Source organism: Novosphingobium mangrovi, from assembly GCF_022818885.1.
Taxonomy (GTDB): domain Bacteria; phylum Pseudomonadota; class Alphaproteobacteria; order Sphingomonadales; family Sphingomonadaceae; genus Novosphingobium; species Novosphingobium mangrovi.
In genome coordinates this window covers 38,669-62,692 of record NZ_JALHAT010000001.1, presented here as the reverse complement: position 1 = coordinate 62,692, position 24,024 = coordinate 38,669, and the positions used below count along the sequence as shown (strand labels likewise).

General features: G+C 66.6%; 19 protein-coding genes. 14 read left to right on the top strand and 5 right to left on the bottom strand.

The features are described 5' to 3' along the window. Positions 1–37 precede the first annotated feature (37 nt). Genes fabD through MTR65_RS00265 form a run of 4 tightly spaced genes read left to right on the top strand, consistent with a single transcriptional unit; the run spans position 38 to position 2,910 of the window. Complete coding sequence (fabD, locus tag MTR65_RS00280) at positions 38–988, top strand: ACP S-malonyltransferase (protein WP_243796233.1); 951 nt, start codon at positions 38–40, stop codon at positions 986–988. 51 nt (positions 989–1,039) lie between these two features. After that, positions 1,040–1,636 carry an SAM-dependent methyltransferase gene (locus MTR65_RS00275; protein ID WP_243796231.1) on the top strand — a complete coding sequence of 199 codons (597 nt, stop codon included), beginning with the start codon at positions 1,040–1,042 and terminating at the stop codon, positions 1,634–1,636. 18 nt (positions 1,637–1,654) lie between these two features. Further along, positions 1,655–2,419 carry a 3-oxoacyl-[acyl-carrier-protein] reductase gene (gene fabG / locus MTR65_RS00270; RefSeq protein ID WP_039394519.1) on the top strand — a complete coding sequence of 255 codons (765 nt, stop codon included), beginning with the start codon at positions 1,655–1,657 and terminating at the stop codon, positions 2,417–2,419. An 11-nt stretch (positions 2,420–2,430) separates the two neighbouring features. Next, a complete protein-coding gene (locus MTR65_RS00265; RefSeq protein ID WP_243796229.1) occupies positions 2,431–2,910 on the top strand; it encodes a hypothetical protein in 480 nt (159 codons plus the stop codon). On the opposite strand, the gene MTR65_RS00260 is transcribed toward MTR65_RS00265, so the two are convergent. After that, complete coding sequence (locus tag MTR65_RS00260; RefSeq protein ID WP_243796228.1) at positions 2,907–3,275, bottom strand: hypothetical protein; 369 nt, start codon at positions 3,273–3,275, stop codon at positions 2,907–2,909. The genes MTR65_RS00265 and MTR65_RS00260 overlap by 4 nt on opposite strands. Before the next feature lie 257 nt (positions 3,276–3,532). Between MTR65_RS00260 and dnaN the strand changes: the two genes are divergently transcribed. The 7 genes from dnaN (at position 3,533) to MTR65_RS00225 (ending at position 14,474) form a co-directional block, all read left to right on the top strand. After that, the gene (dnaN, locus tag MTR65_RS00255; protein ID WP_039394510.1) at positions 3,533–4,651 is read left to right on the top strand and encodes a DNA polymerase III subunit beta; all 1,119 of its coding nucleotides are present in this window, start codon (positions 3,533–3,535) and stop codon (positions 4,649–4,651) included. A gap of 361 nt (positions 4,652–5,012) precedes the next feature. Then, complete coding sequence (locus tag MTR65_RS00250) at positions 5,013–7,649, top strand: EAL domain-containing protein (protein ID WP_243796227.1); 2,637 nt, start codon at positions 5,013–5,015, stop codon at positions 7,647–7,649. A gap of 32 nt (positions 7,650–7,681) precedes the next feature. Next, entirely contained in the window at positions 7,682–9,499 is a 1,818-nt protein-coding gene (lepA, locus tag MTR65_RS00245; protein ID WP_243796226.1) for a translation elongation factor 4, read from the top strand. A 471-nt stretch (positions 9,500–9,970) separates the two neighbouring features. Then, positions 9,971–10,681, top strand: a complete 711-nt coding sequence (locus MTR65_RS00240; protein ID WP_243796225.1) for a helix-turn-helix domain-containing protein — start codon at positions 9,971–9,973, stop codon at positions 10,679–10,681. A 9-nt stretch (positions 10,682–10,690) separates the two neighbouring features. Further along, positions 10,691–11,200 (top strand): hypothetical protein, encoded by a 510-nt coding sequence (locus MTR65_RS00235; protein ID WP_243796223.1) that lies wholly within the window; start codon positions 10,691–10,693, stop codon positions 11,198–11,200. Between the two features lie 184 nt (positions 11,201–11,384). After that, complete coding sequence (locus MTR65_RS00230; protein ID WP_419145021.1) at positions 11,385–13,001, top strand: alpha-D-glucose phosphate-specific phosphoglucomutase; 1,617 nt, start codon at positions 11,385–11,387, stop codon at positions 12,999–13,001. Positions 13,002–13,187: 186 nt separating this feature from the next. After that, complete coding sequence (locus tag MTR65_RS00225) at positions 13,188–14,474, top strand: OmpP1/FadL family transporter (RefSeq protein ID WP_243796219.1); 1,287 nt, start codon at positions 13,188–13,190, stop codon at positions 14,472–14,474. 173 nt (positions 14,475–14,647) lie between these two features. Here the strand turns inward: MTR65_RS00225 and malQ are convergent, their stop codons facing one another. The 4 genes from malQ to MTR65_RS00205 form a co-directional block, all read right to left on the bottom strand. Then, positions 14,648–16,717 carry a 4-alpha-glucanotransferase gene (malQ, locus tag MTR65_RS00220; protein WP_243796218.1) on the bottom strand — a complete coding sequence of 690 codons (2,070 nt, stop codon included), beginning with the start codon at positions 16,715–16,717 and terminating at the stop codon, positions 14,648–14,650. A 386-nt stretch (positions 16,718–17,103) separates the two neighbouring features. Next, positions 17,104–17,631: a molybdenum cofactor biosynthesis protein B gene (moaB, locus tag MTR65_RS00215; RefSeq protein ID WP_226636163.1), complete on the bottom strand. Its 528-nt coding sequence runs from the start codon at positions 17,629–17,631 to the stop codon at positions 17,104–17,106. Positions 17,632–17,662: 31 nt separating this feature from the next. Beyond that, positions 17,663–19,489 (bottom strand): lytic transglycosylase domain-containing protein, encoded by a 1,827-nt coding sequence (locus tag MTR65_RS00210; protein WP_243796466.1) that lies wholly within the window; start codon positions 19,487–19,489, stop codon positions 17,663–17,665. Between the two features lie 211 nt (positions 19,490–19,700). Continuing rightward, positions 19,701–20,459, bottom strand: coding sequence for a uracil-DNA glycosylase family protein (locus tag MTR65_RS00205; RefSeq protein WP_243796217.1), 759 nt, complete (start codon positions 20,457–20,459; stop codon positions 19,701–19,703). A 90-nt stretch (positions 20,460–20,549) separates the two neighbouring features. On the opposite strand from MTR65_RS00205, the gene MTR65_RS00200 reads away from it, so the two are divergent. The 3 genes from MTR65_RS00200 (at position 20,550) to MTR65_RS00190 (ending at position 23,858) form a co-directional block, all read left to right on the top strand. Then, complete coding sequence (locus MTR65_RS00200; RefSeq protein ID WP_243796216.1) at positions 20,550–22,208, top strand: electron transfer flavoprotein-ubiquinone oxidoreductase; 1,659 nt, start codon at positions 20,550–20,552, stop codon at positions 22,206–22,208. 80 nt (positions 22,209–22,288) lie between these two features. Next, on the top strand, positions 22,289–23,113 hold the full coding sequence (locus tag MTR65_RS00195) for a 4-(cytidine 5'-diphospho)-2-C-methyl-D-erythritol kinase (RefSeq protein WP_243796215.1): 825 nt from the start codon (positions 22,289–22,291) through the stop codon (positions 23,111–23,113). Between the two features lie 10 nt (positions 23,114–23,123). Continuing rightward, the gene (locus MTR65_RS00190; protein WP_243796214.1) at positions 23,124–23,858 is read left to right on the top strand and encodes an N-formylglutamate amidohydrolase; all 735 of its coding nucleotides are present in this window, start codon (positions 23,124–23,126) and stop codon (positions 23,856–23,858) included. The last annotated feature ends 166 nt before the right edge of the window (positions 23,859–24,024 follow it).

Sequence of the window (24,024 nt, the reverse complement as noted above, 5' to 3'; positions counted from 1 at the left end):
CATGGACAGACACGGCCGGGATGAAAGGATTTTGCTGATGCGTGCGTTCGTTTTTCCGGGTCAGGGCAGCCAGAAGGTGGGCATGGGCGTCGAGTTGGCTGAGGCCAGCGCAGCCGCGCGTGAGGTCTTCGAGGAAGTCAACGACGCGCTCGGCCAGGACCTCTTCAAGATCATGTCCGAAGGCCCCGAGGACCAGCTGACGCTGACCGCCAACGCCCAGCCCGCGATCATGGCCAACGCCATCACCGTGCTGCGCGTGCTGGAAAAGGACGGGGGCATCAGCCTTGCGGACAAGGCCGATTTCGTCGCCGGGCACTCGCTGGGTGAGTACACCGCGCTGTGCGCGGCAGGCGCCTTCAGCCTTGCCGACACCGCGCGTCTCCTCAAGCTTCGCGGCGAATCGATGCAGGCCGCCGTGCCGGTTGGCGTGGGCGCCATGGCTGCCCTCCTGGGCGCGGACATCGCCAAGGCCACCGCGCTTGCCGAAGCGGCCGCGACCGGCCCTGACGGCGAGGTCGAGGTCTGCACCGTCGCCAACGACAACGATCCCGGCCAGGTCGTCCTCTCGGGCCACAAGGGCGCGATTGAGCGCGCGGTCGCCATGGTCAAGGATCACGGCATCAAGCGCGGCGTGCTGCTGCCGGTCTCCGCGCCGTTCCACTGCCCGCTGATGCAGCCCGCCGCCGACGCGATGGCCAAGGCGCTTGAGGAAACGCGCCCCGGCGCGGTCAGCGTGCCGCTCTTCGCCAACGTCACGGCCGCCATCGTCACCGATCCGCCCGCGATCCAGTACCTCCTCGTCGAGCAGGTCTGCGGCCGCGTGCGCTGGCGCGAGAGCGCGATGGCGATGGCCGAGGCGGGCGTCACCGATTTCGTCGAACTGGGCGGCAAGGTCGTGGGGCCCATGATCAAGCGCTCGGCGGGCGATGTGAACGTGCTGACCGCCTCGAGCATGGCCGAGATTGAGGAACTGGCCAAAACGCTCTGAGCCGGTATAGCTGGGCCGCCAGAGGCCCGGAAGGATCGAGGGAGAGCTGCCATGTGGGACGCGCGCTACGCTGAGGCCGAGTTTGCCTATGGCTGCGAGCCCAACGACTTCCTGGTCGAGCGTGTCGCGGACCTGACGCCGGGGCGCTGCCTGTGCCTTGCCGAAGGGCAGGGGCGCAACGCGGTCTGGCTGGCGCAGCAAGGTTTTGATATGACGGCGGTGGACCAGTCGCCGGTCGGGCTCCAGCGCGCGCGCGAGCTTGCCACAGAGCGCGGCGTGGAGATCGCGACGCGCGCGGTGGACCTGGCGGACTACGACATGGGCACGGGCGTGTGGGACAGTGTGGTGGCGATCTTCGCGCACCTGCCCCCGCGCCTGCGCCGCGATGTCCACGCCCGCGTCGTCCGCGCACTGAAGCCGGGCGGGACGGTCCTGCTCGAAGCCTATACTCCGGACAAGTACACCCAGCCCGGCGCAGGTGGCCCGCCGCCCTCGCAGAAGGACTGGACGATGACCCGCGAGGGCCTGCTGGCCGAATTCGCGGGGCTTGAACCCATTTGCGCCGAGGAAGTCGTGCGCGAGATCACGGAAGGCGAATACCATCGCGGGCAAAGCGCCGTCGTGCGCTTCCTCGCGAGGAAGCCTTGAGAACCAATGAGGAATGACATGTTTGACCTTCACGGAATGACCGCCCTTGTGACCGGCGCCAGCGGTGGCATCGGTTCGGCGATTGCCCGCAAGCTGGCCGCGCAGGGCGCGCGCCTTGCGATCTCGGGCTCCAACGCGGACAAGCTGCGCGCGTTCCGCGACGAGCTGGACGAGCACACCCCGCAGGCTCCTCAGGAAGTCGACCACGTCGCCATTCCCTGCAACCTCTCGGACGCCGAGCAGGTCGAGAAGCTGGTCCCCGCCGCGCTCGAGGCGCTGGGCAAGATCGACATCCTCGTCAACAACGCGGGCATCACCCGCGACAACCTGGCCATGCGCATGAAGGACGAGGAGTGGGACCAGGTCATCAAGATCAACCTGGAATCGACCTTCCGCCTGATGCGCGGCGTGACCAAGCCGATGATGAAGGCGCGCTTTGGCCGCATCATCAATGTCACCTCGGTCGTGGGCACCACCGGGAACCCTGGCCAGATGAACTACTGCGCGGCCAAGGGCGGCATCACCGCGATGTCCAAGAGCCTTGCGCAGGAGCTCGCCAGCCGCAACGTCACCGTCAACTGCATCGCGCCCGGCTTCATCCGCACCGCGATGACCGACGTCCTGCCCGATGCCCAGAAGGACGCGCTCAACGCGAAGATCCCGATGGGCCGCATGGGCGAGGGCGATGACATCGCCGCGGCGGCCGTGTTCCTCGCCTCGAAGGAAGCGGGCTACGTCACCGGCCAGACCATGCACGTCAACGGCGGCATGGTGATGATCTGATGCGATGCCGGGTGCGTCCTGCCGCAGCTGCGCTTGTCCTGCTGCTGCTGGCAGGCTGCACCCAGTACTATGACCTCGCGGCCGGGAAGGAGGGCGATTCCATCGTCTTCACCCCCGGCAACTGGGGCGGCTGGGGCGATCCGGGCTGCGTGCGCGAGGTCGCGGTGACCCCGGTTGCCTCGGGCGAGGACGTCCTGGGCGTGGGTGTCGACGGTTCGGGGCTGGAAGGCGCGCCGGTGTGGTCGCAGGCCGTTTCGCAGGAGGCCTGTTCGGCCACGTTCCCGCTTGCCTACGGGCAGGCGCTGGGCGTTCCCGGAGAGGAGACCCCGCCGCCGCTCGTCCCCGGCCAGCCCTACATGGTGCACATCATCACCGAGGGGCCGGATTTTGGATCGGGACTGTTCGTGATCGACGCGCAAGGTGAGGTCGAGAACCTCGACAGCGCGGATCTTGCCGCCGCGCCTCTCGCGCAGGCGAGTGCGGCGCGCTAGTCGGTTTCCACGCCTTCGTCATCGTAGATCTTGGCGTCGAGTTTCAGGGCAAGGCTGCGCGCGAGCGAGAGGCGGTGTAGCTCCTCGCGCACGCCCGGCTCGGGGGCGGGGAAGCTGATGTAGCCCTCGGGCGAGTACCAGAACACGCGCAGCCAGTCCTCGCAGTCCGGGCGCCAGATCTCGACGTCGCCGCCGCGGTTGGGCATCGAGACGATCTCGTGGGTGCGCGGATTGATCTGCTGCGCATCGCCATCGGCAAGGCGCAGGTCCTCGATGGTGGCGACCGCCTTTTTCCAGTCCTCGAGGTCGATCATGGCAAGGGCGCCGTCGTGGTCCTTGCGCTGGATGTGAAGGGTACTCGACACGTCGCTTCGACTCCCGTGGTTTCGCTGGCATCTCAGGGGCTTTGAAGCGAACATGGCGCTTCCTTGCTGCAGTGCAAGATCAATCTTGCCAGCGCCCTCATGCGAAAAAAGCATGAAACTCCCCCGAATTATCCCCAGATTCACCTTCTGTGGACCAGTTCCCGCTTGCCGCGAGGCTTGCGTCCGTTAGAGATATTTGTCCTGTTTTTGGGGATTATGAACATTCCCGGGCCGACCAAAGGGGACCTGAGGCTGCTATGAAGGCCACCATTGAACGTTCCACGCTGCTGCGTTGCCTGAGCCACGTGCAGTCCGTTGTCGAACGCCGCAACACCATTCCCATCCTCTCGAACGTCCTGATCGAGGCGTCGGGCACCTCGTCGCTGCGCATCATGGCGACCGACCTCGACCTCCAGGTGGTCGAGACGCTCAACGCCAACCATGTCGAACAACCCGGCGCGATCACGGTGTCTGCACACCTCTTGTTCGACATCGCCCGCAAGCTGCCCGACGGCAGCGAGGTGAGCCTGGCCGCCGCGGACAACCGCCTCGTCGTCAAGGCCGACCGCAGCCGCTTCCAGCTGCCCACGCTGCCGCGCGACGATTTCCCCATGATCGCCGAAGGCGAGCTGCCGACCAGCTTCGAGATTCCGGCCGCCACGCTGGCGCAGATGATCGACCGGACGCGCTTTGCGATCTCGACCGAGGAAACGCGCTACTACCTCAACGGCATCTTCTTCCACGTCACCGAGGACGAGCTGAAGGCCGCCGCGACCGACGGCCACCGTCTTGCCCGCTTCACCATCGCGCGTCCCGACGGGGCCGATGGCATGCCCGACGTGATCGTGCCGCGCAAATGCGTCGCCGAACTGCGCAAGCTGCTGGAGGAATCGCTCGATTCCAACGTGCTGATCGACATGTCGGCAAGCAAGGTGCGCTTCACGCTCGGCGGTGAGATCGGCGTCGTGCTGACCAGCAAGCTGATCGACGGGACCTTCCCCGATTACACCCGCGTCATCCCGACCGGGAACGACAAGCTGCTGACGCTCGATCCGCGCGCCTTCTTCGAAGGTGTGGACCGCGTCGCGACGATCGCCACCGAAAAGACCCGCGCGGTGAAGATGGCGCTCGACACTGACCGCATCACGCTCTCGGTGACCTCGCCCGACAACGGCACCGCGGCCGAGGAAGTGCCCGCCGGTTACGGTGCGGACAGCTTCGAGATCGGCTTCAACGCCAACTATCTCAAGGACATCCTGGGGCAGATCGACGGCGATTCGGTCGAGCTGCACCTCGCCGATGCCGGGGCGCCCACGCTCATCCGGCAGAACGACAAGAGCCCCGCGCTCTACGTGCTGATGCCGATGCGCGTCTGATCGCAGACAATCGTTCAGGAACGGCTTTCGAGGGCCGGGAGGGCATTGTCCTCCCGGCCCTTTTGCATGGGGAAGGGCCGTGGCTCGGGCGCGTTAACGCTTCGATCCCGCGCATCTTGGGGAATTTTCGTACGAACAGGGCCTGCGAAGTGCGCGCAGGTGGTTCACATTTAACCGTTTCGCAATTGCTTTGCGGCAAGACCAATCCATGAGCAGAATGGGACCCGGTCGCCAGAGCGCTGCGCCTCGCGCGCGAGCCACGCAATCGGACGTGCAACGGCAAACGATTGAAGGCGCTGGGAAAGGCTCGGGCGACACTGCGGCCCGGAGCGATTCCGGCGCACGCCGACGCACGCCTGCGATGGCCGGGAAGGTAGCGGCTGCGCGCGGCAAGCCGGGCGATTTCGCGGCGGCCGCCGAAGGCGTCGCTGCGACCAGCGATCCGCTCCTCTATCTCCTTCCGGCCAACTGGATCCTGATCGTCATCTGCATGGGCTCGATCCTGATGACGATGGGGCTGCTTTCGCACAGCTTCCCGACCCCGCTCTCCGCCGGTCTTCTGGCGATCAGCTTTGCGATCTGCCTGGCCGGCACGCGCCTGTTCCGGCTGGAGCAGAACATCGGGCGCACCGGCTGGAAGCGCTATCTCCTGCTGATCTTCGCGATCGGAGTGCCCATGGCGCTGTTCGGCCATGTCGGCGCGCGCTGGACCGAGCGCGTGCCCGAATTGGGTTGGGAGACGACCGCCAGCTGCTTCGTCATCCTCATCCTCATGGCCAATGTCCTGCTTGAAGGACGGCTGACCTCGATCATCGTGGCCACCGTGGCGTTGTGGGGCGGGGCCTGGACCATTTCGGGCTCGGTGCCCTCGTTCATGCTCCTCCTGGGCGGAACCGCGATAGGCCTCTACCTTGCGGTGAAGCGCAGCGAGCATGTGCGCGCCGAGATCGAGGCGCGCTCCGAGCGCGAGCGCGAGCAGCGCCGCGCCGAGGAACTGCTCAACGAATACGAGGAGACCGGGCAGGGCTGGTTCTGGGAGACCGACCGACGTGGTCAGCTCACGTATGTGTCGGCGCATATCTGCGCGCTGCTGAAGACGACGCCCGAAGATCTGGTCGGACGTCCGCTCTCGGCGCTGTTCCTGCTGCGGGGCCACGAGAACGAGAACGAGCGCACGCTCGTCTTCCATCTCTCGACCCGCTCCTCCTTCAAGGACCTGTCGGTGCGCGCGGCGACCGCCGGTGCCCCCGGAGACGAGCGCTGGTGGTCGATCTCGGGGCGCCCTGTGCTCGACCAGTTCGACAATTTCATGGGCTTTCGCGGCTCGGGTACCGACCTCACCGAGACCCGCCGCTCGCAGCAGCACGTCACCCAGCTTGCGCGTTTCGATTCGCTGACCAAGCTCGCCAACCGTTTCCAGATGTCCGAGTGGCTGGAGAAGATCCTCGCCGCGCCCCGGCTCGACAGCCGCGCCTGTACCGTGTTCCTGCTCGACCTCGACCGCTTCAAGCAGGTCAACGACACCATGGGCCATCCGGCGGGCGATGCGCTGCTGCGCCAGGTGGCCGACCGCTTGCGTGCGACCGTGGGCAAGCATGGCCGCGTGGGGCGTCTGGGCGGTGACGAGTTCGAGGTGATCCTGCCCGGCCACCACGTCACCGAGGGGCTTGCCAATCTGGCCCGCCGGATCATCGAAAACCTCTCGCAGCCCTATTCCATCGATGGCGCGCGCGTGGTCATCGGTGCCTCGGTGGGGATTGCCTCGTGCCCGCAGAACGGCACGAGCTCCGAAGAGATCATCCGCAACGCCGACCTTGCGCTCTACGCGGCCAAGGGCGGCGGGCGCGGGCGCCACCACTTCTACGATGACGACCTCCATTCCGACGCCAAGGAGCGTCAGCAGATGGAGGAGGACCTGCGCGATGCCATCACCCATGGCACGCTGGAGCTGCACTACCAGCCCCAGATCCGCACCACGACCGAGACGATTACCGGCTTCGAGGCGCTGCTGCGCTGGAAGCACCCGGTCCACGGCTACATCTCTCCGGCCAAGTTCGTGCCCATTGCCGAGGATACCGGGCTCGTGGCGCCGATCGGCGAGTGGGCGCTGCGCACCGCCTGCCGCGACCTTGCCCGCTGGCCCGAAAGCGTGCGCGTGGCGGTCAACGTCTCGCCGCTGCAGTTCGCCAACCCGGCGCTGCCGGCCATCGTGACGAGTGCCATTGCCGAAGCGGGCATTGCGCCCGGCCGTCTTGAACTGGAGATCACCGAAAGCGTGTTCCTGGGCGAGGACAAGTCGACCGAGACGATGTTCAGCGCCTTGAAGGGCGTGGGCGTGCGCCTGGCGCTCGACGATTTCGGGACCGGCTATTCCTCGCTCGGCTATCTGAAGAAAGCGCCCTTCGACAAGATCAAGATCGACCAGAGCTTCGTGCGCGGCGCGACCATCAAGGGCAGCCGCAACGGCGCGATCATCTCCTCCATCGTCAGCCTGGCCGAGGCGCTGGGCATGGAGACGACGGCGGAAGGGGTGGAAACCCTCGACGAACTGGACCTCGTGCGGATGCTGGGCTGCAGCCACGTGCAGGGGTACATCTACGAGAAGGCGCTCACCGTTACCGACGCCAATGCCCGCTTGGCCCGCGGTCTGGAGGCGGTCGCGCAGGGGCCCCGCTCCAGCCGTGCCTCGCGCCAGACCATGCTGCGCAAGGTCGTGCTCGAACATGGTGACCATGCCTACAACGGCACCATCCGCAACATCTCGCAGACAGGCGCCCTGATCGAGGGCCTGTGGAACGTGCCGGTGGGCACGACCTTTGCGGTGCACCTGGCGCAGGGCTACGTGCTCGACGCCCATGCGCGCTGGAGCCGGGAGGACCGCATGGGCGTGGAATTCGCGGTCCCGCTCGCGCTTGATGCCAATGGCGCGGTGCTGTTTACGCCCCCGAAGGGCGGATCGGATGAAAATCCTTCACGCTCGCTGCGCAAGGCAGGCTGACAGCGCCTCAAACCGCTGCTAACGGCGTTTCCATGACAGACCTTTCCCTGATCCGAAATTTCTCGATCATTGCCCACATCGACCATGGCAAGTCGACGCTGGCCGACCGCCTGATCCAGTACACCGGTGGTCTCACCGAGCGTGAGATGTCCGCCCAGGTCCTGGACAACATGGACATCGAGAAGGAACGCGGGATCACGATCAAGGCGCAGACCGTGCGCCTGAACTACACCGCCAAGGACGGCAAGACCTATGAGCTGAACCTCATGGACACGCCGGGCCACGTCGACTTTGCCTACGAGGTCAGCCGCAGCCTTGCCGCCTGTGAGGGCGCGCTGCTGGTGGTGGACGCGGCGCAGGGCGTGGAAGCGCAGACGCTTGCCAACGTCTACCAGTCGATCGAGCACGACCACGAGATCGTGCCCGTCATCAACAAGATCGACCTTCCCGCCGCCGAGCCTGACAAGGTCAAGGCCGAGATCGAGGACATCATCGGCATCGATGCCTCCGAAGCGGTGCTCGCCAGCGCCAAGTCGGGCATCGGCATCGAGGAGACGCTGGAAGCCATCGTCACCAAGATCCCGGCGCCTACGGGGGAGCGCGATGCGCCCCTGAAGGCGATGCTGGTCGATTCCTGGTACGATCCGTACCTGGGCGTCGTCATCCTCGTGCGTGTGATGGACGGGGTCATCAAGAAGGGTCTCAGCGTCAAGTTCATGCAGGGCGGGACCGAGCACCTGATCGACCGCGTGGGCTGCATGACGCCCAAGCGCGTCGACCTGCCCGAACTGGGCCCGGGCGAGATCGGCTTCATCACCGCGCAGATCAAGGAAGTCGAACAGGCCAAGGTCGGTGACACCATCACCACTGTGAAGAACGGTTCGACCACGCCGCTGCCGGGCTACAAGGAAGTCCAGCCGGTGGTCTTCTGCGGCCTGTTCCCTGTCGATGCGGCTGACTTTGAAAAGCTGCGCGATTCGATCGGAAAGCTGCGCCTCAACGACGCGTCCTTCTCCTACGAGATGGAAACCAGCGCGGCGCTGGGCTTCGGCTTCCGCTGCGGCTTCCTGGGGCTTTTGCACCTCGAGATCATCCAGGAGCGCCTGAGCCGCGAGTACGATCTCGATCTCATCACCACCGCGCCCTCGGTGGTCTACCGCATCCAGCTCTCGCACTCGAAGAACGAGGATGCCAAGACCATCGAGCTGCACAACCCGGCCGACTATCCCGATCCCAACCGGATCGAGACGATCGAGGAGCCGTGGATCAAGGCGACGATCTACACCCCCGATGAATACCTCGGCGCGATTCTCAAGCTGTGCCAGGACCGCCGTGGTATCCAGACCGACCTGACGTACGTCGGCGGGCGCGCGCAGGTGTCCTACGAGCTGCCGCTCAACGAAGTCGTTTTCGACTTCTACGACCGCCTGAAGTCGATCAGCCGCGGCTATGCCAGCTTCGACTACGAGCAGATCGGCCTTCGCGAGGGCGATCTCGTCAAGATGAACATCCTCGTCAACGCCGAGCCCGTCGATGCGCTCTCGCTCATCGTTCACCGCTCGGTCGCCGAGGAGCGCGGGCGCGGCATGTGCGAGCGCCTGAAGGACCTCATCCCCCGCCACCTCTTCAAGATCCCGGTCCAGGCCGCGATCGGCGGCAAGGTCATCGCGCGCGAGACCATCGCCGCGATGCGCAAGGACGTGACCGCCAAGTGCTATGGCGGTGACATCAGCCGCAAGAAGAAGCTTCTGGAAAAGCAGAAGAAGGGCAAGGCCCGTATGCGCGAGTACGGCAACGTCTCGATCCCGCAGGAAGCCTTCATCGCCGCGCTGCGCATGGGCGAGGAATAAGCCCGGCCCGGCGCACCCACATCCATGGCTTGGCTCGACGAAGGGCCCGTCTCCAGACAAGGAGGCGGGCCCTTCGTCGTGCGGGGCAGGCGGTTCTGCGTCGCACCGGCGGCAGGTCGGCAGGGGCGCTATGTTGCTGAAAGCCAACCGCGAAGTGTCCGTTCATGAATGAGCGTGCCTCGGTTCGACCCACAGAAAGTTTCACTTCGTCGCCATTGCAATCGAAATTTGGGTCTGGACAAGTGGCCGACAAGTGTTTCATCTAAGGCCCAACGCGTCCCTGTGTGCAGGCATCTACCGCACGAATTTCCGGAATTTAACTTGAAATTCATCGTGGTGTGCAAGTTCAGTGATCGGAACAAACGTTCTGTTTAGCGGGTGTCAGGGGGCTTGTGGGGTGCGCTGCTCTTCTGGAGAGAGAGGGCAGTTGTGTTTCTTGCGCAAGCCAGGTGAGCGAGGCTGAATGATTGGGTGGGTGAGATCGTGTCAGCATGTGAAAGTGCTCTGCAACTGAATGATGTCTTCGAAAACCTGACCGATAAGCAGCATGAAGTGTTGGCGCTTGTCGGTGATAATTTCACGAGCAAGGAGATCGCCTATGAACTGGGCATCTCGGTCAGTGCGGTAAACCAGCGGATCGAAACCGTCCGCGCCCGCGCGGGATCGCTTTCGCGCCTGGAACTGGCGCGGGCCTACCGGGAATTCCTCCAGGAGCAGGACGACGAGCAAACCCAGCGCCGGGAAGAGGCCGAGGAGGGCAGTTCGACGGCACCGGTTACGCGCGAGCAAGACCCTGCGCCGCCGGGGGCAGATGCGGACGAGCTTACGGGCGAACCGGATGGCGCCTGCGTGGACGACGCCGCCTGTCACGATTGCGAGCGCTGGCCAGGCCGCGACCTCGCCGCCGGGCAACTTCAGATCGTCAGGGTGCAGCCGCCCTCGGCACAAGCCGAACGCGCGGCTGTCGGTCTTGGCGGGCAGCGCACCGTCCGCGGGGGGGCGGGTGCGCTGGCGGGGACGCTGCGGGGACGCAAGCGGACACCCGGGCCTGTCCCGGCCTTGCTTGACGGGCACAATGCGCGTCTCGGGCGCATGGCAGCCATCGTCGTGATCGCGTTTGGGCTGCTGCTCGTTTCGGCGACAGGCCTGGGCGTCCTGCATTCGCTGGCCGAGTTGTTCTGAGCCCCGTGCATGTTTGAGACACTCATGGACCTGCGGGTCCAGTTGCAGACGGCGATGATCGTTATCCTGTTCCTGGCCGCGCTGCGCTGGGGAGCGGTGCCTGAGAAGCTGGTCGCCGGCCTGCTCGCCGCCATGATCGTGTTCCACGTCGGCTACCATTCGCTGGTGGGTGGCGCGATCGTCCTGGCCGGGGTGGACCTGGGCCATGTTGCCATCGACCTGGCGCTTCTCGTCGCGCTGGGCGCAGTGGCGCTTCACGCGAACCGGGTCTACCCGCTCTGGCTCACTGCGGCCCAGCTGATCTCGGTGTTCTCCTACGCCTACCGGTATCTCGATGGTGAAGGGCAGCTGGGCCGAGGCCCCTACGATGTCATGGCGACGCTGCCTTTCTATCTGTGTGTGCTCTTCGCGTGGGTGGGCTTCGTGCGCCATGTCCTGCGCCGACGGCATCACGGCGACTACCCCTCCTGGAGCGCGGCCACTGCTGGCCGGCACCGGGACGGTTCGGTCCGCAACTAACCGCAGGCGGCACTCATCTCGTCGCCGGGATGCGTGTGGCGCACGTAAATTGTCCAAATAGTCTTCGAAAAAACAAAAAGAAATGCCATCTGCAGGATGGAACATTCAGGGGATTTCGATTTATTCCCCTATGGCGCACGCCTTCCTGCTGTCTGGAGAGACTGTTTTGACCGAGATCCTGTCCATGCCCACCACGCCTTTCGACGGGCAGAAGCCGGGAACCTCCGGCCTGCGCAAGAAGGTGAAGGTCTTCCAGCAGCCGGGCTATGCAGAGAACTTCATCCAGTCGGTCTTCGACGTGGTCGAAAAGGGTGAGGCGGCGACGCTGGTTCTGGGCGGCGACGGACGCTTCCACAATCGCACCGTGATCCAGCAGGCGATCCGCATGGCCGCGGCCAACGGCTACGCGCGCGTGCTGGTGGGGCAGGGCGGTATCCTCTCGACCCCGGCGGCAAGCCACGTGATCCGCAAGTACAAGGCAAGCGGCGGTCTCGTCCTCTCGGCCAGCCACAACCCCGGCGGGCCGGACGAGGATTTCGGCATCAAGTACAACATTGCCAACGGCGGCCCCGCGCCCGAAGGCGTGACCGGCGCGATCCATGCCCGCACGCAGGAGATCGACCGCTGGCTGACGATCGCGGCCCAGGACGTCGATCTCGACACCGTGGGCATCGTCGAGGTGGGCGACATGAACGTCCAGATCATCGATCCGGTCGCCGACTACGCTGACCTCATGGAGGAACTCTTCGACTTCGCCGCGATCCGCAAGGTCGTTGCCTCGGGCTTCACCATGCGCTTCGACGCGATGAGCGCGGTCACGGGCCCCTATGCAAAGGAGATCCTGGAAGGACGCCTCGGATTTGCCCAGGGCACGGTCGTCAATGGCACGCCGCTGGAAGACTTCGGCGGTCATCACCCCGACCCCAACCTGATCCATGCCAAGGAACTCTACGATCTGATGATGGGCGAGGGCGCGCCTGATCTGGGTGCGGCGTCCGACGGCGATGGCGATCGCAACCTCATCATTGGGCGCGGGCGTTTCATCACCCCGTCCGATTCGCTCGCGATGCTGGCCGCCAACATCGAGTGCGCGCCCGCCTACAAGGGGCGCCTCACCGGCATTGCCCGCTCGATGCCGACGAGCGCGGCCGCCGACCGCGTTGCCGAGGCGCTGGGTGTGCCCGCCTTCGAGACGCCGACGGGCTGGAAGTTCTTCGGCAACCTCCTCGATGCCGGGATGGCGACGATCTGCGGCGAGGAAAGTGCAGGGACCGGTTCGGACCACGTGCGCGAGAAGGATGGCCTGTGGGCGGTCCTGCTCTGGCTCAACATCCTTGCTGTGCGCGACATCTCGGTCGATGACCTGGCGAAGGCCCACTGGGCCCGCTTCGGGCGCAACTACTACGCGCGCCACGACTATGAGGGGATCGAGAAGGAGGGCGCCGACGCGCTCATGGCCGCGCTCATGGACGAACTGGAGGCGCTGCCCGGCCAGGAGTTCGGCGATCTCGTCGTCGAGGAGGCCGACAGCTTCTCCTATACCGATCCGGTCGATGGCTCGGTCAGCGCCAACCAGGGGATCCGCATCCTATTCGTAGGGGGCAGCCGCGTGGTCTTCCGCCTTTCCGGGACCGGGACGGCAGGCGCGACCTTGCGCGTCTACCTTGAAAACTATGTGCCCCCCTCGGGCGATCTCGATGCCGAGACCGGCGAGATGCTCAAAGGTCAGATCGCGGCAGCCGAGGCGGTTGCGGGGATCGCCCGCTTCACCGGACGCACCGCGCCTGACGTCATCACCTGATCAATAGGCCGGGGCAGGGCACCTGCTCCGCTCCTTGTTGCCCGCAGGACACGCCATCGCGCGGTTTGCGGGCGACAAGGTAATCTTCCTTTCCCACAGCGCGCAATCCATTAGGGCTGCCCCCTCTAAACCGGGGCGCTGTTCGATCCCGGTCACCTACCGCTTTCAGGGATCGCCGTACCTTTCATGCCTACCTTCGTGTCCCGCCCCGCCGGTGCCCTCGCGCCGCGCGCGGCCCTTGCCGTCTCCGCCGCCGCTCTCGTCCTTTTCGCCAGCCCCGCGCAGGCGACCGATGGGTACTTCCTCAATGGCTCGGGGGCGAAGGCAAAGGGCGCGGGCGGGGTCGGCATCGCGATGCCGCAGGACGCCCTTGCCATCGCCGCCAACCCGGCCGCGGCCACCTCGCTTGGCCACCGGCTCGACATCGGCGTCGAGATCTTCGTGCCTGACCGGGGCGCTGAGATCGCGGGCAATGGCGCCGGGCTCGACGGGCGCTATTCGGGCAATGGGAGCAATCCCTTCGTGCTCCCCGAGATCGGCTATGTCCGCCCGCTGTCGGACCGTGTGGCACTTGGCCTTACCATCAACGGCAACGGGGGCATGAACACCCACTACAAGGCCAACCCCTTCGCCAGCTTCGGGGCACAAGGGGCCGCGGGCGTCAATCTCCAGCAGATCCAGATTTCGCCGACGCTGGCGGTCGAGGTCGCAGCTGGCCATTCGCTCGGCGTGTCGCCGGTGATCGTGTTGCAGGGCTTCGAGATGACCGGCGCGCAGCCTTTCGCGGGCTATTCGCAGGCCCCTGCGAACTTCACCAACCGGGGCACCGACTGGTCGGCGGGCGTAGGTGTTCGCCTCGGCTATCTTGGCCAGCTCACGAGGTTCCTGAAGGTCGGCGCGTTCTACCAGTCCAAGATCAAGACCGGCGACTTCGATCGGTATGCGGGGCTCTTCGCCGATGGCGGAAGCTTCGATGTGCCCGAGGCCTGGGGGCTGGGCGCCGCGCTCACGCCGGTTCCGGCGCTGACGCTGGGGGCGGACTACAAGCGCATCAACTATGGCGGTGTCGCGGCGGTCGGTAACCCCATCGACGTGCTCTTCCAGGGACGTCCCTTCGGGTCCGAAGGTGGCCCCGGCTTTGGCTGGCGCGATGTCGACGTGTGGAAGCTGGGCGCGGTCTACACCGCGTCCGACAGGCTGACCCTGCGCGCAGGGTATGGCCGCTCGGACAACCCGGTGCCGCGCGCGCAGACCCTCCTCAACATCTTCGCGCCGGGCGTCGTGCGCAGCCACTATACGCTGGGCGCGACCTTCGCGCTCTCGGACCGCGCCGAGGTCACCGGCTACGCCATGCGCGCGCCGCGCCAGACCGTACGCGGCGAGGGCTCAATCCCGGCACCGTTCGGGGGCGGTGAGGCGGACGTGTCGCTGGCGGAGACCTCGGTCGGGTTTTCTCTGGGTCTGAAGCTCTGAGGAGGGGCATGCCTCGTAGATAGAAGGAAGAGGATTTTCCAAGGGGCCATCGCCCCTTGACCCCGGAATCGGCGACCTCACCATTCTCGGCCAAGGCAGCGTGAGAGCCCTGAGGTTGCCCGTTCCGGGAGCCCGAGTGCGATGGCCCTCGGAATCATCGTTTTCCGATCTGTCTAACCAGACGGCGGATCGGCCGGTCCCTTGCGTGCATCGTTCAGCGCCGTGATCCTTTCGGCGATCTGGGCGTCCTGCAGCCATTCGCCCAGTGGCCGCGCGAGGCGGCGGCGCCAGTTGGGGTGCTCGGTGACGGTGCCGGGAAGGTTGGGCTGTTCGCTCTCGCCCAGGATGTCCTCGAGCGGGGCGATGGCGAGCCCGGCGGGGCTCTTGCCGATGTGCGTGAGCGCAGCCTTCAGGACCGGCGCGGGATCATCGGGCTCGGGGCGCGGCGTGGCATCGTGGGTGAGGCTGGCCCACAGCAGGCCACGGTCCCAGTCGCGCTTGGCGTCGGCGTCGGCGCGCGTGGTGCCTTCGGGTAGGCGGCTCAGGTCATGGGCCCAGTCGAGGTCGCGCCCGCGCCACCAGCCCGCGATGGTGGCGGTGTCGTGCGTGCCGGTCATCGCCACGCTGTCGGCCGGGTAGTCGCCCGCGCCGATGAAGCCCTCGTCGGCGGCGCGCTCGAACCACAGCACGCGCATGTCGAGAAGGCGGCGTTCCTCCAGCGCGCCGAGGAAGCCGAAGGGCGCGGTGCCCAGGTTCTCGGCGATGAGGAGCGCGCCTGCCCGGTGCGCTTCCAGAACGGCAAGGCGCAGCATGTCCTCGAAAGGATAGGAAAGGTAGGCGCCGTCCTCCGGGCCGTGCCCTTCCGGGATCACCCAGAGCCGGGCCATGCCGAAGGCGTGGTCGATGCGCAGGGCCCCGGTGCGCGAGAGCGCCGCGCGCAGCATCGCGATCCAGGGCGCATAGCCGGTGCGCTGCAAGCCCTGCGGCGAAAAGCCCGTCAGTGTCCAGTTCTGGCCGAGCGGGCCCAGCGGATCGGGCGGCGCGCCGATGGTGAGGCCCTCCAGCATCGCGCCCTGCAGCGCCCAGGCATCAGCGCCCGCGGTGTGGACGCCCACGGCGAGATCACCGACAAGCCCGATGGCCATGCCCGCGGCCTTCGCGCGCGCCTGCACGGACTCCAGGCCCTTGGCTGTCAGCCACTGCGTGAAGGCGTGGAAGGCGACATCCTCGGCGTGGGTTTCGGCAAAGTGCGCGGCGCCCTTGCCATCAGGATCGCGGAGCTTGGCGGGCCAGTCCTGCCAGCGCGTGCGGCCCTTGGCGCGGTGGTGGGTGTCGAGCGCGTCGAACAGGGCCTGGCGCTGGAGACTCTCGTTGTCTGCGGTCTCGCCGGCGATGCGCGCGCGTGTGGCGGGATCGAGCGCGTCAAACAGTGCGCGCAGGGCTGCGTGCTGGCGGGGGAGGGCCTTTTTCCAGCCGATGAACGGTGTGTCGATCTCGGCGTCCAAGTCGAGGGGAGGCAGTCCTGCCAGTTCGGGCGCGGCGAGCGCGGTGTTGAGATGGAGGCGGCTTGAAGGCGAATAGGGGCTGTACCCCTCGCCCAGCCCGGCAAAGAGGGCGTGGACGGGGTTGATGGCCAGCGCGTCGGCGCCGCGCGCGGCAAAGAGGTCCACGGCTTCGGCCAGTTCGGCAAGGGTGCCGTAGGGCCGGCCGCTGCGCGCCGAACGCAGGGCCGGGATCTGCACTGCGGGGCCCCAGAGGCGCTCCCCCTGACGCGCTTCGGGCAGGAGGTCGGTCAGCGTCGGGCTGCGCGCAGGCGCCACGGCCAGCGTCAGCTCGTGGCCATAGAGGCTGACGCGGTGGTAGCCTGGCGTATCGATGGCGGGCAGGACCCCGGCCTCAAGCGTGATGTCCTGCGCCTCGCCGTTCTCGGCGGTGATACGCGCGTGGGTGAGGCTGGCAGGCAGTGGGGTGGGTCGACCGACCTCGGTGACGAGCATCGCGGGCAGGCTGCGCGCCGCGACGGCAAGGCGCGCGTGGCTGCGGGCGAGCGCCTGCGGTGTGTCGCAAGGGTAGCCCAGAGCCGTGACGATGCGCGCAAGCGCGGTGTCCGATACCGTCTGGTCGCGCCCCTCGACATCGCGCCAGTGCCGCGAAAGGCCGAGTTCCTGCGCAAGGTCATGGAGCAAGGCGGCCGGATTGCCCGGATCGGGAGCAGGGGCGCACGGGTCGGGGGAAGGCTCCAAGGCGGTCTCCTGCCACAGGCGCAAGGGGGCGCCGGGGCAAGCGTACCTGCAATCAGGGTGGCTCGGCAATCGCCTTGATCGGCGCAGGCGGCCGTGCGGGGCGCGTGGTTATCCCCTGCTATCGACACTCTATCCTTACGCTATGAACTGGATATCCACAGCCATATCCACATCGCGAGCCTGGAGTTGGGCCACTTGCGCAGGTGCCTGACATGAGGGTGTGGTGCGCTAACAGGGAGCAGGAGAAGAATTTTTCCAAGGGGTTATTACCCCTTGACCCCAAAATGGGCGACCTCGCCTTTCTCAGCTACGCTGGCGCGTCGAAGGTGAGGTGGACAGTTCGGGGAGCCCGAGGGCGATGGCCCTCGGATTATCTCCTGACTGACCTAGACTTCACGCAGACGCGGCATCAGTTCCACGAAGTTGCAGGGCCGGTTGCGCGCGTCGAGCTGCTCGGCGAGGATGCCGTCCCAGCCGTCCTTGACCGCGCCGTTCGAGCCGGGAAGCGCGAAGATGTAGGTGCCGCGGCTGAGCACGGCCATCGCCCGGCTCTGCACGGTGGAGGTGCCGATGGTCTGGTAGCTGATCCAGCGGAACAGCTCGCCAAAGCCGGGAATGTCCTTTTCCTTCACCCTGTCGAGCGCCTCGGGGGTCACGTCGCGCCCGGTAAGGCCGGTGCCGCCGGTCGAGACGATGGCGTCGATGCCCTGGTCGTCGATCCAGTCGTTGAGGCGGCTGACGAGGCGCTGGGCATCGTCGCGCTCGATCGCGCGGGCGACCAGCTTGTGCCCGGCCCCCTTGATCCGCTCGGCGAGGATATCGCCCGAGGTGTCATCCTCGGGGCCACGCGTGTCGGAAACGGTCAGAAGCGCGATGTTGATGGGCTTGAACGTGCGGTCGGTGTCGATGGCCAAGGCGGTACGGGTCCTGGTGTTTCAGCGAGTTTCAGCGGCGGCTGTCGGCAAAGCGCACGGCGCCTGTGTGCAGCGACTGGGGTGTGGCGAGCTGGCCCTTGGCCGACATGCGCACGCCCTTGGAGCCTGACAGGCCGGGGAAGGTGGGCCACATGCCCTGGGCCAGCGCCATCCGGCTTTCGGATTCGCCGCCCGCCTGGCGCTCGTACATCCAGTAGTTGCGCATGACGATATTCACGTAGCCGCGCGTTTCCCAGTAGGGCAGTGACTCCATCCACAGCAGCGGATCGCCGCCGTCGCGCACTTCGGTGTTCCACCGGCGCACCGGAACGGGCCCGGCGTTGTAGGCCGCCATGACCTTGGGCAGCAGCCCCTGCGTGCCGCTGTCGTTCTGGAGCATGAGCAGGTGGTTCTGGCCAAAGGCAAGGTTGATGTCGGGCTTGTTGAGGTCGCTCGCCGAACCCGAGACGCCCAGCGATGCGGCGTGATCGCGCGCGGCGGCGGGCATGATCTGCATCAGGCCGCGCGCGCCCGCCGGGCTGACGATGCTGGTGTGGAAGATCGATTCCTGCAGCGCATGGGCATAGACCAGTGCTGGGTCGACACGCCAGCCGTTGGCGGGTGTCCACTTGGGCGTGGGGAAGCGCGAAGCCGGGTCCGGACGGCCGCCGCGCGGGGCGTTGTAGGCCATCCACAGCTGGGTCTGGGGGAGGCCGAGATCGCGCGCCAGGCGCGAAAGCGGCGCGTACTGCGAGGCCTCGCCAATGCGCGCCTGGTGGCGCAGCACTTCGTCGGCAAGGCCATCCTCGCCGATCTCGGCCAGCGAGACGGCCGTGCGCACGTTGGGCACGGAGCGCAGCTTCTGCCAGTCGGACTGCGAGAAGTCGGCCTGCGCGTGCTGGGAGGGAAGCTGCATGCCCAGCTGCTCGGCCGCGAGCATGCCGTAGAGTGTTTCGTGGCGCGCGGCGGCCATGCGCAGCACGTCGGCGGCCTGTTCGGGGCGGCGCGCGCGGGTCAGGGCACGGGCGTTCCAGTAGTAGCCCGCGCTCTTGAGTTCGTCGTTCTCGGCCGACTTGGCGCAATTGGCGAAGGCCTCGGCCGCGCCGTCGAAGTCGCCGATGCGCCAGGCTGCGAGCCCGGCGGTCCACCACGCCTCGCCGACCCACGGGCCCACGCCCTGCGTCGCGAACTGCGCCATTTCGTAGGCGGGCGCGTCCTGATTGGAGATGTAGTAGCTCCACGCAACCTTCTGGCGCCATTCCGCGCGGGCCGAGCCCGACAGGCTGGCGTCAACCCCGTCGAGCAGCATGCGCGCGCCCGCCGGATCGTCGGCCTTGATGTGGTCGACGATGGCGGTGGAGATCGCCTCGGGCATGGTGCCGTCGTTGATCGAGGAGGGGCGCACGCGCTTGGGCAGGGTGGGCAGGCGCGCGAAGCTCTGTTCGCGGGGGAGCGCGGGCGTGGAAGATACGCCGCGGCGCTGGGCAAGGCGGGTAATCTGGTCGGCGCCGGGAAGCTGCGTGCCCTCGGCGAGCCAGGCGGCGAGGTCCGGGCCTTCGATCTTTGGTGACCCGGCAGCAAGGTAGTACTCGGCGCGGGCTTCCTGGTGCATCGGGCCGTCCGGGCGCTGGGCCAGCATGCGCTGCACCTTGGTCCAGTCCTTGGCCTCGACCGCCGCGAAGTACTCACGGTAGTAGTCCCGGTCGTCGTGGCTGAGCAGCGAAGGCACCACGCTGGTGGTCCCCCGGCTGCGGAAATAGTCGACCGCGGCGCTGTTCGCGTGCGCGGTGCCCACGCTGCACAGCAGCGCGGCGAGCCCTGCGGCGCTCAGCGCAGCCTTGTTGAGCGTCCTGGTCATCGTGCCTGCGTTCGCATCACGCGTACCGGCGGCCTTGCGGACCTGTGCCTGGCTGCGTGCTGTTCCCCAAACTCGTTTCACGTTGCGTACCCCGAAAAAATGCCGTTTCGCATATGTGCCGCCGGGTCCTTGCGGGGCCTCGTGCGGCGTGTTTCGCCTTGCCTTGTCCCGCCGCCTGCCGGTTGCCCCACGGTGTCGCGGAGAGGGCCTGTCAGGTGGCGATCCAGTCGAGCATCGCCTTCCACAGGACCGGCTTGGTGCGCGGCCGGTTGAGCAGCGAGTCCAGACCCCAGGAAGCGAGCAAGGGTATCGATGTTCCTTGATGGTTAAATTTTCGCGAAACGGCAGCCCGTTGCGGTGATTCGTGGCCCAAAAGCGCCGGAACGTTCCCTCCAAGCACGAAAAGCCGTTTCGGGCCGACAAGGCCGATATGGTGCGTCAGCACATCGCCCAGGCCCAGCTTGTGCGCTTCGGCCCAGTCCGGGGCGGGCATCGCGCGGGGCAGGGCGCTGGCGAGGTAGGCGTCTTCGCGGGAAATTCCGACACTGGCGAGGATTGCATCGAGCAGCTGGCCCTGAGGGCCTGTGAGCAGCCCTTCGCGGTCCTCGCGCTCAGGCGCCTCGACGATCACCATGACCTCGGCGCCCGCCTTGCCGACAGGCGCGATGCGCGTTTCCAGCGAGCCGGGGGCCAGCAGCGGCTCGGCCTTCCACCAGGGCGTGAAGGCCTCCAGCGTTGCAGGCAGAGCCTCGGTGTCGATGCGCCTGGCGTTCTCGGGCGCGGCGGCGGCCTTCGCCTCGTTCTCGGCGCGCGCGATGCTCCACTCGCTGGGCGGGGGGAGTTCCTCTTCGGGCGGCGCCAGCCAGTCCTGCGGATCATCGACATAATCGCAATCGACGCCCGCCAGTCTCCACCAGTCGAGCGCGCCCGTGATATCTGACAGAAAGTGCTGGTTTGACCCGTGATCCATTGCGGGGGGTATTGACCTGTCGGCACCGAGCAATCAAGGCAAAGGGAGTAAAGCGCGCAACAAAAACGGTGTATTGGATCAGGGGACCCCATGATTGAACGCGAAGAGATGCCCTATGACGTCGTCATTGTCGGCGGCGGGCCTGCCGGCCTGTCGACCGCGATCCGGCTGAAGCAGGTCGATCCCGAAATTCAGGTCTGCGTGCTGGAAAAGGGCTCCGAGGTCGGCGCCCACATTCTCTCGGGGGCGACCTTCGACCCCAAGGCGCTCGACGAACTCCTGCCCGAATGGCGCGAGATGGACTGCCCGATGGCCGAAACTCCGGTGACCGATAACTGGCACTGGCACCTGACGCGCGGCAAGAAGTTCTCGATCCCCCACGCGATCCAGCCCAAGTTCATGTCGAACCACGGCAATTACACCGGCTCGCTGGGCAACCTGTGCCGCTGGCTGGCCGAGCGGGCCGAGGCGCTGGAAGTGGAGATCTTCCCCGGCTTCCCCGCCGCCGAGATCCTCTACGATGACAACGGCGCGGTCATCGGCGTGCAGACCGGCGACATGGGCGTGGGCCGCGATGGCGAGCCCAAGGGCGATTTCCAGCCGGGCATGAACCTGCTGGGCAAGTACACCGTCTTCTGCGAAGGCGCGCGCGGGCACCTGACCAAGCGCCTCAAGGCCAAGTACGACCTGGAAGCCAACTGCGAGCCCCAGATCTATGGCCTGGGCATGAAGGAATTGTGGGACATCGATCCCGACAAGCACGTTCCGGGCCGCGTCATCCACACGCAGGGCTGGCCCTTGTCGGAGAACGACGCCTGGGGTGGCGGATTCCTGTACCATCAGGCGAACGGGCAGGTCTCGCTCGGCTTCGTTGCCGCGCTCGATTACAAGAACCCCTACATCTATCCTTTCGAGGAATTCCAGCGCTGGAAGCAGCACCCCGAGATCAAGGCGATCCTGGAAGGCGGCAAGCGCGTGGCCTATGGCGCGCGCGCCATCAACGAGGGTGGCTGGCAGTCGGTGCCGCAGCTGGCCTTCCCGGGCGGCGTGCTGGCGGGGTGCTCAGCCGGCTTCGTCAACGTGCCGCGCATCAAGGGCAGCCACACCGCGATGAAGTCGGGCATGTTGGCCGCCGAAAGCATCGCTGCGGCGGTGAAGGCCGAGCGCGCGCACGACACGCTGCAGGACTACGACGATGCCGTGCGCTCGAGCTGGATCGCCGATGAGCTGAAGCTCGTCCAGAACGCCGAGCCGCTCGTCGCCAAGTGGGGCGGCGAGATGGGCACGGTGCTTGCCGGTGCGGACATGTGGCTGCGCACGCTCTTCGGCTTTGGCATCACCAAGCCGATGAAGCACCACACCGACGCCTCGTGCCTGCAGCGCGCGGACCTCTACAAGCCGATCGACTATCCCAAGCCCGACGGTGTCATCAGCTTCGACCGCCTGACCAGCGTCTCCTACTCGTTCACCAACCACGAGGAAGAGCAGCCCTGCCACTTGCAGCTCAAGGACCCGGCGATCCCGACCAAGGTCAACCTGCCGGTCTACGCAGGTCCCGAGGCGCGCTACTGCCCGGCGGGCGTCTACGAGTTCGTGGCGGATGAGAGCGCGGGCGGCGATGCCCTCAAGCTTCAGATCAACGCGCAGAACTGCGTCCACTGCAAGACCTGCGACATCAAGGACCCGACCCAGAACATCGAATGGGTCACGCCCGAAGGCGGCGGCGGGCCGAACTATCCCAATATGTGATCGCGCTTTTGCCCGATGACGGACGATTGTGGAGCGTCGGGGCTTGCCCCGGCGCTCCTGTCGTTTCAGGGACAGGAGCCATGAACGAAACCGCCTACGCCAAGATCAACCTTGCCCTCCACGTGCGCCGCCGCCGCGAGGACGGCTACCACGAACTGGAGACGCTCTTCGCCTTCGTCGACGATGGCGACAGGCTGGCGGCCACCCCGGCGGACGAGGATCTGCTGGAAGTGCGCGGGGAATTCGTAGGGAGCCTTACCAATCCTTTCGACAACATCGTCGCGCAGGCGCTGGGTACCTTGCCGCATGGCGCCGGGGGCAAGGGCGGCTGGGCGGTGACGCTGGAAAAGCGCCTGCCGGTGGCGGCGGGGCTGGGCGGTGGCTCGGCCGATGCGGGCGCGGTGTTCCGCATGGTTGAGCATGCGCACGGCTTGCCTGAAGACTGGCACGCGCGCGCGGCAAAGCTGGGCGCGGACGTGCCGGCTTGCGTCCTCTCGCGCGCATGCATCGGGACGGGGACGGGCACCGACCTTGCCGAAGTCGCCGAGAACGATCTGGCGGGCTGTCCGGTGCTCCTTGTGAACCCGCGCGAAGCGGTGCCGACAGGGCCTGTGTTCAAGGCCTGGGACGGCGTGGACCGGGGCGCCATGCCAACCGAAGGCTCCTTGCGCGCGATTGCCCTTGCAGGCCGCAACGATCTGGAAGGCCCCGCGCGGCAAATCTGCCCGGTGATTGGCGACGTGCTGGCCGCGCTGGAGGCGACGGCGCCTTTCCTTACGCGCATGTCCGGCTCGGGCGCGACCTGCTTTGCGCTCTACGACAGTGTTGATGCGCGCGATGAAGCGGCGGAAAAACTGGCGCAAATGCATGGGAACTGGTGGCAAATGGCGGGCAAGCTGCGTTAGGACGGTCCCCATGCAGACCACGACCGAGACCGAAAGCTACCGCATCGTCGGCACGCCCCGCTTCGGGGGCATCCTTGTCGTTGCCGATCACGCCTCGAACCGCGTGCCCGGCGACATTGACCTGGGCATCGCGCCCGAGCTGATGGACGAGCACATCGCCATCGACATCGGCGTTGCCGCCATTGCCGAGCGCATGTGCGCGCGGCCCGGCACGGCCGCGCTGCTGGGCAATGTCAGCCGCCTTGTCTGCGACACCAACCGCACCGTGGACGATCCCGCCGCGATCCCCGAGACAAGCGATGGCTCGGCCATTCCCGGCAATGTCGGCATCGATCGCGAGGCGCGCCTTGCGCGCTTCCACCATCCCTTCCACGACGCGCTGACCGCGCTTCTCAACGAGCAGCCGCCCCAGCTCACACTGATCCTGCACAGCTTTACCCCGCAGATGGCGACGAAGCCTGACGAGACCCGCCCCTGGCATTGCGGGGTTCTCTACGATGCGGACGATCGCGGCGCGCGCATCGCCACGCGCCTGTTCGAGGAGGAGGGCCTCATCGTCGGCGATCAGGAGCCCTATTCGGGCAAGATCTATAACGCGGCCATCGAACGCCATGTCGAAAGCGAAGGGCGCCCCTACCTCTATCTCGAGATCCGGCAGGACCTGATTTCGGACGAGCAGGGCCAGGCGCAGTGGGCCGAACGCCTCATCCGGGTGTGCAACCAGGTGGCTCTGGAGATCGCCTGACGCGGGGGAAATCGGGCATTGTTGATTGCCGTTCAGGGCCTAAGGTGTCGTCATGGCCCGAAACCCGCTTCCCCTGCTGCTCCTTCTCCTTGTCCTGTGGGCGGCGCCCGGCCGCGCGGACAGCTGGCTGCCACCTGAGGCAGAAACGTACATCTCACCCGATCAG

Bases quoted from the DNA above. Each gene is read 5' to 3' on its own strand.
- MTR65_RS00210 (WP_243796466.1), bottom strand. From the start codon at position 19,489: ATGACCAGGACGCTCAACAAGGCTGCGCTGAGCGCCGCAGGGCTCGCC.
- fabD (WP_243796233.1), top strand. From the start codon at position 38: ATGCGTGCGTTCGTTTTTCCGGGTCAGGGCAGCCAGAAGGTGGGCATG.
- dnaN (WP_039394510.1), top strand. From the start codon at position 3,533: ATGAAGGCCACCATTGAACGTTCCACGCTGCTGCGTTGCCTGAGCCAC.
- lepA (WP_243796226.1), top strand. From the start codon at position 7,682: ATGACAGACCTTTCCCTGATCCGAAATTTCTCGATCATTGCCCACATC.
- MTR65_RS00250 (WP_243796227.1), top strand. From the start codon at position 5,013: ATGGCCGGGAAGGTAGCGGCTGCGCGCGGCAAGCCGGGCGATTTCGCG.
- MTR65_RS00190 (WP_243796214.1), top strand. From the start codon at position 23,124: ATGCAGACCACGACCGAGACCGAAAGCTACCGCATCGTCGGCACGCCC.
- MTR65_RS00205 (WP_243796217.1), bottom strand. From the start codon at position 20,459: ATGGATCACGGGTCAAACCAGCACTTTCTGTCAGATATCACGGGCGCG.
- MTR65_RS00195 (WP_243796215.1), top strand. From the start codon at position 22,289: ATGAACGAAACCGCCTACGCCAAGATCAACCTTGCCCTCCACGTGCGC.
- fabG (WP_039394519.1), top strand. From the start codon at position 1,655: ATGTTTGACCTTCACGGAATGACCGCCCTTGTGACCGGCGCCAGCGGT.
- MTR65_RS00235 (WP_243796223.1), top strand. From the start codon at position 10,691: ATGTTTGAGACACTCATGGACCTGCGGGTCCAGTTGCAGACGGCGATG.
- MTR65_RS00230 (WP_419145021.1), top strand. From the start codon at position 11,385: ATGCCCACCACGCCTTTCGACGGGCAGAAGCCGGGAACCTCCGGCCTG.
- MTR65_RS00275 (WP_243796231.1), top strand. From the start codon at position 1,040: ATGTGGGACGCGCGCTACGCTGAGGCCGAGTTTGCCTATGGCTGCGAG.
- MTR65_RS00225 (WP_243796219.1), top strand. From the start codon at position 13,188: ATGCCTACCTTCGTGTCCCGCCCCGCCGGTGCCCTCGCGCCGCGCGCG.
- MTR65_RS00200 (WP_243796216.1), top strand. From the start codon at position 20,550: ATGATTGAACGCGAAGAGATGCCCTATGACGTCGTCATTGTCGGCGGC.